Here is a 17085-nt window from a genome sequence, read left to right on the forward strand (position 1 = left end):
TATTTAGAGCAAGAACCAGTATGCAACAGCTCCTGAAGCCCATATCAATATATCCGCTGGTTTACTTCCGTATCCTGTTCGGTTTGTTGATGTTTTGTGAAGGCGTGGGAGCCGTGCTGATAGGATGGGTGCAGGACCATTATGTGGCACCTTCCTACCACTTCGGGTACATTGGGCTGGAGTGGATTAAGCCGCTGCCAGGCAGTGGTATGGTGTACCTGTACCTGCTAATGGCAATGCTGGGAGCTATGATTATGGTGGGCTGGCGCTACAAAATATCCTCATTTATCTTCTTTCTGCTTTTTGGCTACAGTTTTTTCAGTGAAAAAACGCACTACCTCAATCATCACTACCTTATTTTTCTGGTAAGCGGGCTGATGGTGCTGTTACCTGCGCACCGGAAGCTTTCTCTGGATGTAAGGCGGCAACCTGATTTAGAAAATGATGTGGCGCCACAGTGGACACTTTGGCTTTTCAGGGTGCAGCTCCTGATCGTATATTTCTACGCCGGCATTGCCAAAATCCAGCCCGACTGGATGGCAGCAAAGTCAGTGAGTATCTGGATGTCGCATAAGACCCACTATTACATCATTGGACCATACTTGAACACGCCTTTTATGATCTGGATGATCAGTTGGGGAGGCGTGGTGTTTGACTTGCTGATTGGCTTTGCTTTGCTGTGGCCCCGCACGCGTATGGCGGCCTTCTGGTTAGCCTTTGCCTTTCATATTTTCAACTCTGCTGTTTTCCATGTAGGAGTGTTCCCATACTTTATGATTGCAGCCAATGTGCTCTTTTTTACCCCGGAGCAGATTGCCCGTTGGTTCTTCCGGAAAGAAATATCGCCTGTAAGCTTGGAAAGCCAGCCTCTGAAGCAACCAACATGGCAGAGGCGCCTGGGCGTGCAGTTCTTTATACTTTACCTGGGATGGCAGTTGCTGTTTCCGCTTCGGCACTTCTTTATTCCCGGAGATGTGAACTGGACCGAGGAAGGCCACCGTTTTTCGTGGCGCATGATGCTGCGCACAAAGAGTGGCAACGTGTACTTTACTGTGCGTGATGCGGCCACCCAACGGTCTGAAATTGTGTGGCCGAAAGTATACCTGGTAAAGGAGCAGCTAAAAGAGCTGCACAAGCACCCTGACATGATCTGGCAGTTTGCCCAGTTTCTGAAGGAGGAGTATAAAAAACAAGGTATGGTTAGCCCTGAGGTATACGCTCACTCTAGCCTTAGCTTAAACGGCTACCCAAGGTACCCAATAGTAGACCCTACTGTAGATTTAGCCGCTTTGCCTTATACTTGGGGTGCTAAAAATTGGGTAACGCCACGACCTGTTGCAGATGGCTGGCCCTGGGTAAAACGGGTGCTCTCGGAGGCGGAGACAAAAGAGTAACGACGTGTATTGGCCAGGAGCCTTTCTGCTGAAATAGTAAACTGCCTGCCTGACCTGTCGTAGATACAACAAGTTAACTGAAAACAAACTTAAGAGTATCATGGCAGAAACAACAACACCTACCTTTCAAAGAACTTTCACGATTGGCGGCGACCTTACTGTAAACAGAATGGGCTACGGTGCCATGCGCATAACTGGCGAAGGCATCTGGGGGCCACCAAAAGACAGAGAGGAAGCAGTTCGTGTCTTGAGGAGAACAGTAGAGCTAGGTATCGATTTTATCGACACTGCAGACAGCTACGGACCAGATGTGTCGGAGGAGCTGATTGCAGAGGCACTTTATCCTTATCCGGAGGGGCTGGTAATTGCTACGAAAGGCGGTTTAACACGCACAGGCCCGAACCAATGGCCAATTAACGCGCACCCAGACCACCTGCGCCGCGCCCTGGAAGGAAGCCTGAAGCGCCTTAGACTCGATAGGATAGACCTCTACCAGTTGCACCGGGTAGACCCGGAGGTGCCTTACGAAAAAACGCTGGAGTTTCTACAGCAGGTACAGGAAGAAGGGCTAGTTAAACATATTGGCCTCTCAGAAGTGGATGTAGACCAGATAAAGAAGGCACAGGAGTATGTAAAGGTAGTTTCAGTCCAGAACAAGTATAGCGTGGATTTCCGCAAGTGGGAGAATGAGCTGGAGTACTGCGAGCAGCAGGACATGGCCTTTATCCCCTGGAACCCTATCAATGCAGGAAACATAGATGAACTGGAGCCACTGAACAAGGTGGCACAGAAGCATAATGCCTCTCCTTACCAGGTAGCCCTAAGCTGGCTACTGCACAAGTCGCCGAACATTCTCCTGATTCCGGGCACATCTAAGGTAAAACACCTGGAAGAAAACTATAAAGCTGCCTCCATATTACTCTCCGGAGAAGACATGGAGGAGCTGGAAAAGCTAAGGAAGGATGAATAGCCTACCTGTAGGCTAGCTTAGAACTGGTGAGCCTAGTCTAAGCCCTGATAGGCATTTGCACCTGGCCGAGTGCATCAATGATCTTTTCGGCTACCTCAGGGCTATACTGGCTGCGGATGTTTTCTTCGTTCACCACAAATCCTGGTGCAGCCGGGTCACCATCTATACTATAAGCAGCTTTATCACCATCGGAGTCGGCGCTTTGGTCTAGGTCCTGGATCAGGGCACCGGCACGGTGGTTCAGTGCTGTCCAGATCAGCCTTTCTACGTTCGGGCCGTTTTCAAACTTCTCCGGAAAGCGCTCTTTTGCCTTCTCTGTGATTGCATTTGGGTCTAGCTCATTCACCTCACAAATCTGGTGAAACACTGTCATGTCTCTTTTATTCTGATCTTCCATTCTCTCTTTTTTGGGTCTACTTACGCATACAAACAGTATAGAGTCGGAGATACGTTAATTATTTAAAGAGCGAATGCCAGGAGCTTTATAAAAACTAAGGGAGAGGGCTGAACAGACTTCTCCCTTTTCACATGCTCTGCTTTACTGTTATTCTTTCACCATAGCTTTGCTATCAACATCTTTAACAAACTTCACTAAGCCGTTAAAGTATGTTTTCTGGTCGTCATACATAGCCATGTGGCTCCCTTCCGGGCAGTGCAGGTAGCGGCCCTGCGGTAGCTGGCTGGCCATCCATTTCATATGCTCCGGGTCCATGGTGTCGTGCTGGCCACCTATGGTAAGGGTTGGCACCTGGATTTTAGGAAGATCGGCGGAACGGTCCCAGTTTCTCAGCGAAGCATTTCCTCTTATACCAAACTCGCTGGGCCCTTGCATTTGCACATACACCGTTTGGTTCATGTGGTTGAACATTCTGTTAACTGGGTCAGGCCATTGCTCTAAAGGCATGCGCAGAGCGTGTTTTGTGTAAAAGTTGGGCAGTAACAGCTCCATATAGCGCGGGTTCGAAAAATCGCTTTTAGCCTCAATCTGCTTTATTTCTGAAAGTACAGCAGGTGGCATCTGCGGTCCTAGTACCTCTTCAGCATACTGGTTATAAGCAGGAACGCTTGACATCATGTTAGAAATAATCAGGCCCTTCAGTTTGTCCTGGTGCTTTAACGCATATTCTGTTGCCAGTATACCTCCCCAGGAGTGGCCGAGCAGGTAAAAGTTGTCTTTATTCAGACCCAATGCCTGTCGTACCTGCTCAACCTCCTCCACAAAACGCTCAATGTTCCAGAGGCTGGTATCGGCAGGTTGGTCGCTGTAGTGGGAGCCAAGCTGGTCGTAGTAGTAATATTCTATTCCCGCTTTCGGAAAGTAACTGTCAAAGCATTCAAAAGCCTCGTGTGTGCCTCCCGGGCCGCCATGCAGTAAGAGCACCTTCATGGTAGGGTTGTTGCCAACGCGCTTGGTCCAGACATTAAACTCACCTTTTGGTGTGTTGATTTTGATCATCCTGGCACCTCCACTCAATTCATCCTCACGGCCAGAATAGTCCAGATAAGAAGTAGTGGTTTGTTCGTTTGATACTGCCGTGGAGTCTGCAGGAGCTGAACAACCTTGTGTTAAAAGTATAGCCAGAAGTGCCGCGGATGCTGTTGATAGTTTCATGGTTTAGTCGGTTAAAGGAAAGGGAGATACTTTAGTAAATATAGACGTTTTACAACAGTATCAAAATGGCAGTTATGTGTCTGTGAAGAAAGCAGGTGTCCAATGTTTACCAGTCCCATTCATCATCGTAGCCGTCCCCCAATTCTCCAAATCCAGGTTCATCGCCCAGCAGGTCGTCTACCAGTGCTTGCTGATCCTCTTCAAAAATCAGCTCACCCCGCAGCAGGAATCTATTCGCATCCAGCAAGACCTCATAAATGGGTGTGTGGATGTGCTTGGGTATCCTGTACAAGCGCGGATCATTTTTGGTAAAAGGGGTAGCAACCTTGGAGCTGTACAGGTAGGGTAGAAGCGTTTTAGAACAACTTATGGCAATGCGGTGGATATCGTGTTCTTCGAAGTATTCCTGCAGTCTGCCGTTGATGTTTTCGAAAAACTCTACTGTTTCGCCTAGGCGCACCCTGGAGCCTGCACGGGACTTTCCTTTGGTTTTAAGATACTTGATCTGGCTCTTGCCTTGCTTTTTCCGGACCATATAGGAGCGGAAGACTTTATGATTAAGGTTAACGCCGTTTTCGAAATAGCCAATGGCACAATTACCTGACTGTATTAGCAGGATCACATAATTTACCTGCTCCTTAGGCTTAGCTGTACCTGGTGCAGGCACTGTTAACGGAAGCCGAAAGGAGATTTGCTCATTCCCGTCTTTATCTAGCAATGTCAGCCGGTGTTTTTCATAATCATATTGCGTAGGCAATGAAGCCTGCTGGATACGATGCAGTAATTCGGCTGACTTATCGGTAGGTAAAAATCGGTTCATGTGTAACAGGTAGTGTTTTTCAGCCTGTAGAGGGCAGGTTGGCAAGTTCGTAAAAGCAACAGAAACTTAGTAGTACGCAAACATGATTTAAGTAGCGTCTCTGTATAGAGAGGTTGTAAGTATAGCTAAGTTGTAAAGTGTTGAGCCTAAGTGACCTTGTCTGGAAAGATATATTGTAAAGTTTAAACCTAAGTACAAATTGGATTCGTACTATTATCTATGAGGTATATCCTCACCTTTACTCTATCTCTAACCAAAACCATTGTTCATCATGAAGACTTTAAAATGCCGAGATGCCGGGTTCGACTGTGATGGTGTAGTACGGGGAAACTCTGATCAGGAAGTATTGGAGCAGGCAGGCAAACACGCAAAAGAGGTACATGGCGTAACTGTCACCCCTGAACTTGCAGCACAGCTAAAACCGCTGATCAAGGAAGACGGAAAGCAGCGATAGTTTGTGTTTCTTTAGCTGCCTGTGAGCTGGAATAGGAGTTGAAGCCAGGTGCATCCTTTTCCAGCTTTGTCTTTTAATGCGGACAGAAGTTTATGTGAAAAACATGTTTCCTTCTTTCAGCACAGCATCGTAGTGCCCTTTGTTGAACCTGTACAAATAAGGAGCTTTATGTGCGCCTCCTTTTCGGCGTATACCTAAGCGATCTAGAATGCCCAAACCCAACATTTTACGCTGAAAGTTGCGTGGATCCAAGGCTCTGCCAAGTATAGTCTCATACAGGCGCTGTAACTCAGGCATGGTAAATTCCTCCGGCAGCAGGTTGTAGCCTATAGGTTGCCAGTTGAGCTGAATTCGTAGCGACTGGCGTGCTACCTGAATGATGTGTTGATGATCGAACAGCAGTGACGGTAAGCTCTGCACATCCCACCAGCGGCATTCATCAGCCAAAGCATCAGGAGCAGGAGTAACCTTTGCATAATCTACCAGCGCATAGTAACCTACAGATACAGCACGATCAAACCATTTCTCCGGGGCTACCAGATGCTTTAACTTTTCTTTTATTTCTTCCTTATCATAACGCTTTACCTGTCCAAACACCTTAAACTGCTGCAGAAATATATGCTCTAAACCTGTACGCTCTTTTAGGGTACGGCAAGCAGCTTCATCCACTCCCTCATCTTTGCGTATAAGTCCACCAGGTAAGCTCCAATCCTGTGTTTGGCGTAAGCGCAGGAGCAACACTTTTAGCTTATCCTCATGAAAAGCCAGTATAACGCAGTCCAACGTAAGCTCAGACAGGAACGGGAATGAAAATGGTATGTCTGTAGGTTGTTGCGCCACTTGATTATAAACTATCGGGTATGGTAAAAGCCTTCATTATGTTATTTTGACATAATAATAAAACTTTCTATCATTATAAAAATATTTCCACGTAAGATCAACCTGAAACGACCGGACTAATTTATGCAACACCTAAAAACGCTCTTTCTTTTTTTGCTACTGAGCATGCAGCTGTTACCAGCCACCTATGCCCAGAAAAAAGCAAAGTCTACTGGTAAGCTGGCAGCTAACCAGGCCAAGACAGTAAACGGTATAGTGGAGGGCAGCCTAGAAAAAAGCGGCATACGCTCTTTTAAAGGAATACCTTTTGCCGCACCTCCCGTAGGTGACCTGCGCTGGCGAGAGCCACAACCGGTGGCAAACTGGAAAGGTGTGCGCAATGCCAAAAACTTTGGGCCACGTGCCATGCAGCTCCCGATTTTTGGCGATATGAACTTCCGGTCCGATGGTGTGAGTGAGGATTGCCTATACCTAAACGTATGGACACCGGCCAAATCGGAGAATGAGAAGCTGCCGGTGCTGGTATACTTCTATGGAGGAGGTTTTGTGGCAGGGGATGGATCTGAGCCACGGTATGACGGAGAAAGTATGGCCAAAAAAGGTATCGTAACGCTTACGGTGAATTACCGCCTGGGTGCGTTTGGTTTCTTTGCGCACCCTGAGCTTACCAAAGAATCGCCGCACAACTCCTCAGGCAACTATGGCTACCTGGATCAGAATGCTGCCCTGCGCTGGGTGAAGGAGAATATTGCCGCCTTTGGCGGAGACCCTTCCAAGGTAACTATAGCAGGGGAGTCGGCAGGCTCTATCTCAGTAAGTGCACAGATGGCAAGCCCATTGTCCAAGAACTTAATTGCAGGAGCCATTGGAGAGAGTGGTGCCTTGGTTAACTCTGCTTTGGATCCTATTCCGCTGGCAGAAGCAGAGCAGAACGGGGTGAAATTTGCCAATAGCCTTGGTGCAAACTCCTTAGATGCGCTTCGTGCCATACCTGCGCAGCAGCTCCTGGAGGCCTCTGCCAAACCGGGAATAGGACGCTTTATGCCGACTATCGATGGTTATCTCTTCCCAAAGGCACCTGTTGCTATTTTTGCTGCGGGTGAGCAGGCAAAAGTGCCGCTGCTGGCTGGCTGGAACTCCGAAGAAATGACCTATATGGCTGTACTGGGAAATGAAAAGCCAACGGTAGAGAACTACAGAAAAGCGCTAAAGCGCCTGTATGGAGACAAAGCCGAGGAGGTTCTGCAAGTTTACCCTGCCTCCACGGAAGAGGAGGTACTACAGGCAGCCGCTGATCTGGCCGGGGACCGTTTTATCGCCTACAGTACCTGGAAATGGATAGACCTGCACAATAAGACAAGCAGCCAGCCTGTTTACCGATACCTTTATTCCCGCCCTCGCCCGCCAATGGTGCCTGAAATGGGTAATGCTTCTCCTGGTCTGGCTGGCGGAGTTGTGAAAGAGGATGACCCGAAGGCCATTAAAATGCCACAGGCCAAAGGGGCGGTGCACTCTGCAGAGATTGAGTATGCCATGGGAAACCTCGCTACAAACAAAGTATATGCCTGGACACCGGATGACTACAAAGTATCGGAAGTGATGCAAAACTACTTTGCCAACTTTATCAAAACCGGTGATCCGAACGGCAAAGGACTTCCGACCTGGCCAGCACTTAATAAAGGGGAGAAGGCACAAGTACTGCACATCGATGTACATACCGAGGCTAAGCCAGTGCAAGACCGTGCCCGTTATGAGACACTTGATAAACTGCACAAGAAGTAGAAAGTAAGTTATTCCAAAATGTAGCCTTGGCTAATTAGCAGAAGTATAAAAGGATCCGCAAAGAGTGAGTTTTCCTCTCTGCAGATCCTTTCTTTTTTTGGTTCGGATAAAGCCTATTTATAAAGTAAAGCAGCTTATTCTTTTCCCTGTCCTGCTGATGCTTCTGCTTCTATTCCCTTGTTGAAGGCTTTGATAAAAGCGTGCCGCAGAATGTTCAGGAAAGTCGCTGTGGCATCGGTATCAGGTTGGTTGATGTTTCCCTCTATAGGCACCTGTGTGGCTATTTGATCCCGTTTCTGGTTTTCTGCAGCCTCAGTAAATAAACCAGCTACAGCCTCCCAGGCAGCCCTGAAAAAGCCGTCTTCTTGCTTATCCTTTTCCCAGTTAAGCACCTTCACATTTTCAAAGAAGGGCTTTACGTATCCATTCAGTTGCCCGTCCATTAGCTTAAGCTCGCTGTACAGGTCCATTCTTCCTCTTTCCACATCAAACTTACCGTAGGCTTTTATAAAATCGTTGATGCTGGTCAGGTCTACACTGGTGAGCTGGGCCGTCATGTCAAAGTCAGGAATCTCCTTAAGCAGGTTTGCTTTCATACTTCCTTCTAAGGCTCCGCCACCTACCGATGTACCGGTAAGCCGCACAGTAGAGGGAAGTTCATTGCCTGCATCTTCAACATTAGCCAGGTTCAGCGCTACCATCTGCATATCGCTTATGTGCAGGTCTATCGAAGGTTTTTTGTTAAAGTCGAGGTAAGCCAATTTGCCGTTATTAACTATAAAGCGGTTAATGGTAATGGGCATCAGGTCTTTTACAACCTCGGTCCAGTGTTCTTTGGTAGGTTCTTCTGTGGGTGCTGCGTTAGGCTTTGCCTCAACCATGTTTAACTGGGGCTGTCTCATGATTACCTCTCCCACAACCTTTCCTTTAAAAAGAGATTTCCACTCAATTGACAGGTCGGATTCAGCTATTTTCAGAAAAGGATACTTAGGGTTGCCTCCTTCTTCTTCCAGTATCAGGCCTTCTATTCTGTAAGCTCCCCGGTACAGGCTCAAATCAACATCTTCTACATGCCCTTTGTAGCCCGGAAGAGCATTCAGCGTCCTGTTTACATAATCTTCTACAATGTAAGGGAGCGCTATCCTAAAAGCTATCAGCAATAGAATAACGGCTGCTGCTGTTGTATATGACTTCTTTAAAACCATAGCTCAAATCAGGTAAAGCAATTAGTATACGGTGCAAAACCATCTTGTTATACTTTCCGGTGCTCAGGCTCCTGTATAATACGCTGCTGGGCTGTTGCTAGTAATGATTTTGGCTGCTTGGGCGCTAATAAAAAAACGAGCCGCTTTCCTGCAAGGAGAACGGCCCGGTTTAACGTTGCAAAAATAAGCAGCCTTACTTTAGCTGTGGTGTGAGCAACTCTTTAAAAAACGGCTCTAGCTCCTGTGCCAGTATGGCATGGTCTTCTACGCTAGGGTGCCCTGTACAGCCTCTTGCCTGGATTGGCTGAAAGAAATGCAAGGCTACAGGCTCATCAGAGGGACTAGCAGCATCTACGTTTGTTTTGATGGCTGTAAGGCAGTTCTCCAGTTTTTGTCTGCTACTGCCATTCAACATGGGACTGCTCAGAAGCGCGATGCGGGCCTGCGGGTACTTTGATTTTACCTGGTGCACAAACTTGATATAGCTGTTTACAAAGCTCGCACTATCGAAAGGCAGCCTCTCTTTTTTACCGTCGCCGTTACTGAAGTCGTTCGTGCCCAGCGCTATACTTACTACCTGTGGCGTAAAGGTGCTGAAGTCCCATTGCTTTGAAGTGTTTGCCTGGAAATCTACCTTACCATACACCTCTGGCATGGTAGGACCGTTGCTGTTCCAGTTACGGTAAGCTCCAATTCCGCTCACACTGCTGAGTACATAGTTCACATCAAGTGCGCGGGCTATCCGGGGGGCATACGCCATGTAAGCATTGTGCTGATCGTGGTATTCTCCAGCACCACAGGCTACTTCCGATGGGTCGGCAGCAGCGCCACAGGTAATACTGTTGCCTATAAATTCTATCATAGGAGCTTCAGGCCTTTGCAGTGCCTGCAGGTTTTCACCTGCTACTTTTTCAATAAGTATAGGCCCTGTATGTGCCTCGGTGGCTTTATAGATCCAGACAGTGTGTTTGCCTTCTGTCGGGGCAGTTATAACAAGTGGGCCAGCTGAGTTACCTGTTATCTTTACTCTTTCCTGGTATTCTCCATCCAGCTCATACTGCAAATAGCCATGCGAATAGCCATCTGGAACGGAAGCAAAAACACGAGCTTCTTTACCTTCGAAGCTAAACCCAAAATGTACTGCCGAACTGATTAGCTCCAGTTGTTGTACATCAGTAAGCTGATAGCGTCCATAAGCCTGCAGGGCAGTTGCAGGAAGTTCAGTAGCTTGCTCAGTACCTTTTTGGGTGGAAGTGCAGCTCAGGCAAAACAGGCCAAAGGCGGCTAACAAGTGCGTGGGTTTTATGATCATATATTTCTGATTCAGGTACTTTTATACTACTACAAGATGCTTCTAAATCCTGAATATAACAATCCCTCTATACTGCTTTTGGCACCTCACACCTTATTGGCATAGGCACTACAGGGGTAGGGCGGAGGAATATTCTAGGCTGTAAGGTATGATGAGTGCCGGTATAGCTTTAGCCGAGCCAATTAGGTTACTTTGCCGTTAAAGTATAAGTAAACAGAAAACATGAGCAAAGCATATAAACCCATAGATCCAGCCTTTCATAGCGAACTAGAGCAATTAGTAGCCAAAAGGGTAGGTGCCAGGCTACAGTTCTTTACTGATATCCACGAATTTATTACCCGGTTCGGTACTCTAAAAGAGTTGGTGACAAGAGGAGAGGAGGAGTACCTGATACTATCGACAGGAGAGGAGATACGCCTCGACAGGATTGTCAGAATTGATGATAAGCCCGCTCCCGGCTATGATGAGGAGTACTTCAAGTGCGATATAGGGAGATAAGCACCTGCTAGGAAGCAGCAGCAGTAGTTAGCCAATGCGAGATTGCAGTGTCAAGCGTAAACTGCAGCCTCAATGGCCAACTAATTATATGCTGCGCATTTTGATTTCTTTCTCTATGGCTGGGCTCAGCACCATGATCAGGTGTTCGGCGAAAGCTGCATTCGTTATCTTCTTTTCATCCATGAGCACGACCAGGCCCATCGGTTCATTATCTTCTGAGAGTAGCATACTGCCCAAGTAGCTCTCAATTTGTAGGTCCTGCAGGTCTTTATCCCCAGGAAAAGCGGGAGCTACATCATAAGGGTAATAGCAGAATTTATGTGTAAGAGTATTCTCGCAAGGACTCCCTTTGATTGAGTAAGTATAGTTTTGCAGCAGCTCCCTGCCGGCCAGGTACACGAGAGTATGCACGTGCTGCCTGTCAGCAGATAACTGCCCTATCATTACATACTTTACACCAACATGTTCAGCAATAAAGTTGGCGAGCTCTACAAGGTAAGTATCGTGCCTTGGTTTTTGGGAGAGAACTAAAGCCGCTTCCAGTATTCTTTCCTCTTCCACACCTGGCTCGTATTGCCAATATTGTATATGCCTGTACTCCATTCTGTCAAAACAGTAAACTTCGAACACCAAAATTACATGTTATAAACCTGGTATTGGTGTTTTTTAAGTATAGCCGGCGTTAATAATGGCCAAGGCTTACATCTGCCTTGCAAGAAGAAGCCTTGTTACCCTTACGCTTGCTCCTTTTCGGCCAATGCTTTATAACGCTTAAGGGCCTCCACATAATAGTAGTCGGCATACGTGAGTGGCACATCAACCTCTGTTCCGGCAGGTTTGTGTCCTACTCCGTGCTTCAGAATGAAGCCACCGTTTGTGCCAGGGGCAGCCATATAGGTTTCAGAAGACAGGCTTCGAAGGATGCTCTCTGCCGCCTGCAGGTACTCTTTCTTTTTTGTTTCCCCTACATAAAGGTTCAGCTCAAGTAAAGCTGATGCGGTGATAGCTGCAGCTGATGCATCACGTAGCGCGTCCGGAATACCAGGTGCATTGAAGTCCCAGTAAGGAACTTTGTCTTGCGGCAGGTTGGGGTGGTGTAATGTGAAATCTGCAATACGCTGTGCCTGCTGCAGGTAATTTTCATCTTTGGTCTCGCGGTAAGCATCTACAAACCCGTATAGCCCCCATGCCTGGCCTCTGGCCCAAGCCGATTCATCAGCTGCTCCCTGGGCAGTTTTCTTCTCCTGTACTTCGCCGGTTGCCGGATTATAGTTTATAACATGGTATGAGCTGTTATCGGGGCGGAAGTGGTGCTGCATGGTGGTGTTGGCATGCGTAACGGCAATGTCGTAATAGGTAGAATCACCGGTTTCCTTCGTTGCCCAAAAGAGCAGGTCGAGGTTCATCATGTTATCGATGATTACGATAAAGTCTTCCGGAGCAGAGTCCCAGGATCGGATAGCACCTACTTTAGGGTTGAAGCGGGTGGCAAGAGATTTGGCACTGTTTAGAAGCACCTGCTTGTAAGCAGGAGAGGGTTTGATGCGGTGTACATTGCCAAAGCTGTCGTACATCATAAAGCCCAAATCGTGGGTGGAGGTGTTGTGCTGCTCTTTTTCCAGCAAGCCCAGCACACGTATGGCCTCATCATACAGCGCCTGGTCTCCTGTTTCCTCATACAGGTAAAGCAGTGTGCCCGGATAAAAGCCGCTGGTCCACCACTCCGAGCCACTGGTTTCCAACTCATCCCTTTCGGCATGGTAGGTTTTGGGCAGCCTGTCTTGTGGCAGGCGCGACATCAGGTATTTATATTGCGCAGCAGCTTCTTTAATACTTGCATCAGCAAAGGACGCTACACTTTCTGAGGCGCTCAGCTCCGTAGCCTGTGTTTGCTCGCTGCTGCTACAGGCAGCGGTACCGAGGCTAATGCCTGCCAGCAGAAGGACTTTCGCAAAAAGAGTTTTGTTTAGCATAAAACCGTCAAATTTCTGTTGGTGTTGATGGACTTCCTTAATGCTGCGTCACTGGCAAGGTCTTATTTTGTGATACTAATCCTCCTTACCAACTTCCCACTTTACTGACAAATGCCAGAGGAGCCTGTACTTTTCAGCAGTTAAAATATAGTGAAAATAGTTTGATCAACCACTGCTTCAAGGTTTTTCCTGGCTCTGAGTGCTGCTTCTAGACGCTTCACAGCTCTGCTAACATAGCGTGTTTGGCCGGAGATGGTATGATAAGTACAGCTGTTTGGAGTATTATATTGGGCAAGATCTTCTTTGCATTTGCGTCATGTAGGGATCAATGGTATAGCTGCTTTACTGTGTTAGTTGTATATAAATAAAATTCAATAAACAGTATAATTGCTTGCAGAGTAGTTAGCGTCAAAATGTCTAATTTATGGTGAAAACTACGTATTAATAACGATAGAACAGGATGGCAAATACGGGTTTTTTACTTCTACATCATTATACCTCTCATATTACAAAACAAAGGCCTGTACATCTTGCGTAAGCATTTCATCCGGAAGCGAAGCCATTTTTATAAAGGAATAGCTCTCCAGGCTGATTATCAAGACAGTAAGTGAACTCCTGAGGCTTGCTTAATGCAGACTCAAAAGTGTACAAGCAGGAGCGGAAGCAGGGCTTAGGCATGGTGTCTTGGTCTATTAAGAATGTACAAAATATTGTATAATAGAAGATTGTACATTTTTAATGATGTTATTATTCCTTTTATCACAAACTCTATCAACACAAAGGCTATGAATACGCTAGTGCGCCAGGGAGAGGCAAGAGGTGTGTTTGGTAACTACCAGATCCCTCCGCAGTTTTTAGATGAAGTGTTCAGTAATGCCGGTAAAGTAAACCCGCAGTACGAATCTATATACCGGCAGTTCATGCAGTTTTCTAAGGAGGACTTCAAAGAACTGAATGAACACGCAAAGAAATCGTTTTTTAATCAGGGCATCACCTTCTCTGTTTATAACGATAAGGCAAAAGGTTTGGAGCGAATCTTCCCTTTTGACCTGTTTCCCCGCATTATTTCGGCAGCTGAGTGGGCAAGGCTGGAGGAGGGCATCATTCAGCGTTGTGTGGCACTAAACCTATTTATCCAGGACATCTACAGCACAAAGCACATCCTCAAAGACAAGGTGGTGCCTGCCGAGCTTATCTTCTCTTCTAAAAACTATATGAAAGAAATGCTGGATATCAAGCCGGTAGCAGGTGTGTACAACCATATCTCCGGGACTGACCTGATTAAGCACAGCGATGGGGAATACTATGTGTTGGAAGATAATATCAGGTGTCCGTCGGGAATCAGCTATGTGCTTACTAACAGAGTCGCTATGAAGCGCTCGCTCTTTCAGATGTTTAAAGAATTTAATGTAAGTACTGTGCAGGAGTACCCGCAGGAGCTACTCGCTACCATGCAATCAGTCGCCCCTGATGGCGTGGTAGCACCTACTTATGTGGTACTGACTCCGGGTATCTTTAACTCTGCTTACTTTGAGCATGCCTACCTGGCGCATAACATGGGTATTCCGCTTGTGGAGGGAAGGGACCTGTTTGTAGACAACAACTTTGTTTACATGAAAACCATTAATGGACCTCAGAAAGTAGATGTGGTTTACCGTCGGGTGGACGATGAGTTTCTGGACCCTATGGCTTTTAATCCTAAATCCGTATTGGGAGTGCCGGGCATTATGGGAGCTTATAGAAAAGGCAACGTAAGCCTGTTAAATGCACCAGGCACCGGTTTCGCCGACGATAAGGCTGTTTATACTTATATGCCGGATATAATCAGGTATTACCTGGACCAGGACCCTATCCTGAATAACGTAAAGACCTATCGCTGCGAAAAGGAGGACGAATACAAGTATGTGATGGAGAACATGGAGAAGCTGGTAATTAAACCGGTGGACGAAAGTGGGGGGTACGGCATCCTGATCGGCGACAGGGCTTCTAAAGAAGAAATAAGTGAGTTCAAAATTCTGATTTCCCAGAACAGGCGCAAGTACATTGCCCAACCCATTATGTCACTATCCATGCATGCTACTTTCATAGAGGGAGAAGATTGTTTTGAGCCTCGTTGTGTAGACCTGCGGACCTTTACGCTTCTCGGCAAAGACAGGAGCTTTGTGCTGAAGGGAGGCTTGTCAAGAGTTGCCCTGAAAAAAGGAAGTCTTATTGTGAACTCTTCGCAGGGAGGAGGCTCGAAGGATACCTGGGTGATGAAAGATTAACTAAAAGTATAAAAAGCACAGATTCGTACAGGGACTTGGTTTAAGTCAATGTTCCTGTTGTCTCAACATGTAAAGCAACATATGTTATCAAGAATTGGAAACAGCTTGTTCTGGCTGGGTCGCTACATTGAAAGGGCTGAGCATATAGCCCGTTATGCAAGGGTACAGTATACTTCTTCTGTAGATGCACCTTTAGGGCAAATCAGGGAATTCGTTTTAGAGTCTATACTGGATATGGCTGGCAACAGGCAAGGCTACTTTAGTGTGCATCAACAGCTGAACGATGATGCTGTGATCGACTATACAGCCTTTTCCGACAACAACCCTTATTCTGTACTGGCTTATATCAACATGATCCGCGAGAACGCACGAGGGGCTCGGGACAGTATTTCCATAGAACTCTGGGAGGCTATCAATTCTTTCTACCACAAGATTAATGCCTATACTACTGCCGGGTTTCAGGGCAAGGAGTTAGAGTATTTTGCAAGAAAGGTTGAAGAGAACAGCTATGTGATTAAGGGGTATATCGAAAACACACTGCTCCGCAATGAAGTATGGATGCTGATCTCGCTGGGCATATACCTGGAGAGGGCTGTGCAGATAATACAGATCCTGCGCACAAAACTAAAGGACCTGGAGAAACTGGATACAACAAAGCTTAGCGGCGGCGCACTGGAGAATTTTCATTGGAACACGATACTGGAAAGTACAGAATCTTCTGATATGTATATGCGCAGCTATAAAACCAGCCCTAACAGGCGAAACGTGATGGACTTTCTTCTGTTTGATGCTACGTTTCCTAAATCTGTTGCTTTCAGCCTGGCGAGTGTTCAGCAATGTATACAGCATATTTCCTTTCAGGAAGACACTAAGAAAGGGTCGATAAGTTTTATGGCCGGTAAGCTGGCTTGCCGCTTTCAGTATGATACGATAGAGGAGGTAGAGAATACGGCTCCCCAGTTTCTGGAAAAAATGTTGGGAAGTATTTATGAGCTTGCCCACCTGCTTAACACCAAGTATTTAAAGTATAGTTAAAACCAGGCTTTTTTGAGTATGAGCGCAGAATACACGGTTAAATACTATACGCATAACACGTATGATGAAAGCGTGCGTGAAGCTTTTTTCTCTTTCCTGATCATCCCCTGCCAGGATGAGACCCAGACTGTCCGTAGCTTGTCTTTTGAAAATTCACTTCAGGCAGAAGTATTTCATCATCATAACCCTTTTGGCTTCGAGGTTACCAGCCTTCGTACGGCGCAGAACTTTACTGAATTCGAGTTTCAAATGACGGCTACTGTCGAAAAAAGCCCTGTTTACCTTCCAACTGGTAGCCGCCTGCTATCGGTGGAGGAGGAGCAGAGCCTGTTGGCAAGGCATGACTTCTACATAGATCACCACCTTTACCTGGCTACCAGCCCATACACTCAGATCAAAGATGAACTCTACGGGAGGTTGTTATTCAGAAAAGAAAACCAACCGGTGTTTGACTACCTGCTGCAGCTAAATACATTTATTTACCAGATGCTGAGGTTTGATCCGGAGCCAACCCACGTGCATACAACTGTAAGCGAAGTGATCGAGCTTGGCAGGGGCGTTTGCCAGGACTACACGCACTTATTCATCGGGGTGGCCCGGCTTAATAAGATCCCTTGTCGCTATATTTCCGGGTACCTGAACCAGGGCCTAAGCCTGTCAGGTACTGCCGTTATGCATGCCTGGGCAGAAGCCTATATTCCTGGCCATGGCTGGCAGGGCTTTGACCCAACAAACAACTTGCTGGCTGACATCAATTATATAAAAGCAGCCCATGGGGCAGACTATAGTGATTGTAGCCCGATAAGAGGAATGCTGAGAACAAACGGCGCTCACAGGACCAGCTATGGCGTAGAGATAATACCGAACCAGATGGCAGAGTCAGCACAGTAGGTATAGTTTGGGCAGGCCTTGAAAAGGAGGCG

The 17085-nt window shown here is 46.9% G+C and carries 16 protein-coding genes; 8 read left to right on the plus strand and 8 right to left on the minus strand.

The features are described 5' to 3' along the window. The first annotated feature begins 20 nt into the window (after window positions 1-20). Window positions 21-1394 (plus strand): HTTM domain-containing protein, encoded by a 1374-nt coding sequence (locus tag PKOR_RS14070; protein ID WP_046311547.1) that lies wholly within the window; start codon window positions 21-23, stop codon window positions 1392-1394. A gap of 100 nt (window positions 1395-1494) precedes the next feature. Then, the gene (locus PKOR_RS14075) at window positions 1495-2364 is read left to right on the plus strand and encodes an aldo/keto reductase (RefSeq protein ID WP_046311548.1); all 870 of its coding nucleotides are present in this window, start codon (window positions 1495-1497) and stop codon (window positions 2362-2364) included. A gap of 37 nt (window positions 2365-2401) precedes the next feature. On the opposite strand, the gene PKOR_RS14080 is transcribed toward PKOR_RS14075, so the two are convergent. The 3 genes from PKOR_RS14080 to PKOR_RS14090 all read right to left on the minus strand — a co-directional run bounded on the left by PKOR_RS14080 (window position 2402) and on the right by PKOR_RS14090 (window position 4796). Continuing rightward, window positions 2402-2761: a hypothetical protein gene (locus tag PKOR_RS14080; RefSeq protein WP_046311550.1), complete on the minus strand. Its 360-nt coding sequence runs from the start codon at window positions 2759-2761 to the stop codon at window positions 2402-2404. 147 nt (window positions 2762-2908) lie between these two features. Further along, window positions 2909-3976, minus strand: a complete 1068-nt coding sequence (locus PKOR_RS14085; RefSeq protein ID WP_052738866.1) for a proline iminopeptidase-family hydrolase — start codon at window positions 3974-3976, stop codon at window positions 2909-2911. Window positions 3977-4082: 106 nt separating this feature from the next. After that, window positions 4083-4796 (minus strand): hypothetical protein, encoded by a 714-nt coding sequence (locus PKOR_RS14090; protein WP_046311552.1) that lies wholly within the window; start codon window positions 4794-4796, stop codon window positions 4083-4085. A gap of 271 nt (window positions 4797-5067) precedes the next feature. Here PKOR_RS14090 and PKOR_RS14095 point away from each other — a divergent pair, with 271 nt between their 5' ends. Then, window positions 5068-5250 carry a DUF1059 domain-containing protein gene (locus tag PKOR_RS14095; protein ID WP_046311554.1) on the plus strand — a complete coding sequence of 61 codons (183 nt, stop codon included), beginning with the start codon at window positions 5068-5070 and terminating at the stop codon, window positions 5248-5250. 90 nt (window positions 5251-5340) lie between these two features. Here the strand turns inward: PKOR_RS14095 and PKOR_RS14100 are convergent, their stop codons facing one another. Beyond that, the gene (locus tag PKOR_RS14100; protein ID WP_046311555.1) at window positions 5341-6090 is read right to left on the minus strand and encodes an NUDIX hydrolase; all 750 of its coding nucleotides are present in this window, start codon (window positions 6088-6090) and stop codon (window positions 5341-5343) included. A gap of 123 nt (window positions 6091-6213) precedes the next feature. Here PKOR_RS14100 and PKOR_RS14105 point away from each other — a divergent pair, with 123 nt between their 5' ends. Beyond that, window positions 6214-7872: a carboxylesterase/lipase family protein gene (locus tag PKOR_RS14105; RefSeq protein ID WP_046311557.1), complete on the plus strand. Its 1659-nt coding sequence runs from the start codon at window positions 6214-6216 to the stop codon at window positions 7870-7872. 134 nt (window positions 7873-8006) lie between these two features. Here PKOR_RS14105 and PKOR_RS14110 read toward each other — a convergent pair whose 3' ends face one another. After that, window positions 8007-9077 carry a DUF748 domain-containing protein gene (locus tag PKOR_RS14110; RefSeq protein ID WP_046311558.1) on the minus strand — a complete coding sequence of 357 codons (1071 nt, stop codon included), beginning with the start codon at window positions 9075-9077 and terminating at the stop codon, window positions 8007-8009. A gap of 193 nt (window positions 9078-9270) precedes the next feature. Continuing rightward, a complete protein-coding gene (locus PKOR_RS14115) occupies window positions 9271-10389 on the minus strand; it encodes an SGNH/GDSL hydrolase family protein (RefSeq protein ID WP_052738867.1) in 1119 nt (372 codons plus the stop codon). Between the two features lie 222 nt (window positions 10390-10611). Here PKOR_RS14115 and PKOR_RS14120 point away from each other — a divergent pair, with 222 nt between their 5' ends. After that, complete coding sequence (locus PKOR_RS14120) at window positions 10612-10887, plus strand: hypothetical protein (protein WP_046311560.1); 276 nt, start codon at window positions 10612-10614, stop codon at window positions 10885-10887. 84 nt (window positions 10888-10971) lie between these two features. Here the strand turns inward: PKOR_RS14120 and PKOR_RS14125 are convergent, their stop codons facing one another. Together PKOR_RS14125 and PKOR_RS14130 are read right to left on the minus strand one after the other, a co-directional pair. Continuing rightward, window positions 10972-11490 (minus strand): hypothetical protein, encoded by a 519-nt coding sequence (locus PKOR_RS14125; protein WP_046311562.1) that lies wholly within the window; start codon window positions 11488-11490, stop codon window positions 10972-10974. 131 nt (window positions 11491-11621) lie between these two features. Continuing rightward, entirely contained in the window at window positions 11622-12860 is a 1239-nt protein-coding gene (locus PKOR_RS14130; protein WP_084694801.1) for a glycoside hydrolase family 88 protein, read from the minus strand. Between the two features lie 785 nt (window positions 12861-13645). Here PKOR_RS14130 and PKOR_RS14135 point away from each other — a divergent pair. The 3 genes from PKOR_RS14135 (at window position 13646) to PKOR_RS14145 (ending at window position 17053) form a co-directional block, all read left to right on the plus strand. Beyond that, on the plus strand, window positions 13646-15127 hold the full coding sequence (locus tag PKOR_RS14135; protein ID WP_046314513.1) for a circularly permuted type 2 ATP-grasp protein: 1482 nt from the start codon (window positions 13646-13648) through the stop codon (window positions 15125-15127). 81 nt (window positions 15128-15208) lie between these two features. Beyond that, window positions 15209-16162: an alpha-E domain-containing protein gene (locus PKOR_RS14140; RefSeq protein ID WP_046311564.1), complete on the plus strand. Its 954-nt coding sequence runs from the start codon at window positions 15209-15211 to the stop codon at window positions 16160-16162. Window positions 16163-16180: 18 nt separating this feature from the next. Continuing rightward, window positions 16181-17053, plus strand: a complete 873-nt coding sequence (locus PKOR_RS14145) for a transglutaminase-like domain-containing protein (protein WP_046311566.1) — start codon at window positions 16181-16183, stop codon at window positions 17051-17053. The last annotated feature ends 32 nt before the right edge of the window (window positions 17054-17085 follow it).

It is taken from the genome of Pontibacter korlensis (genome assembly GCF_000973725.1).
Classification (GTDB): domain Bacteria; phylum Bacteroidota; class Bacteroidia; order Cytophagales; family Hymenobacteraceae; genus Pontibacter; species Pontibacter korlensis.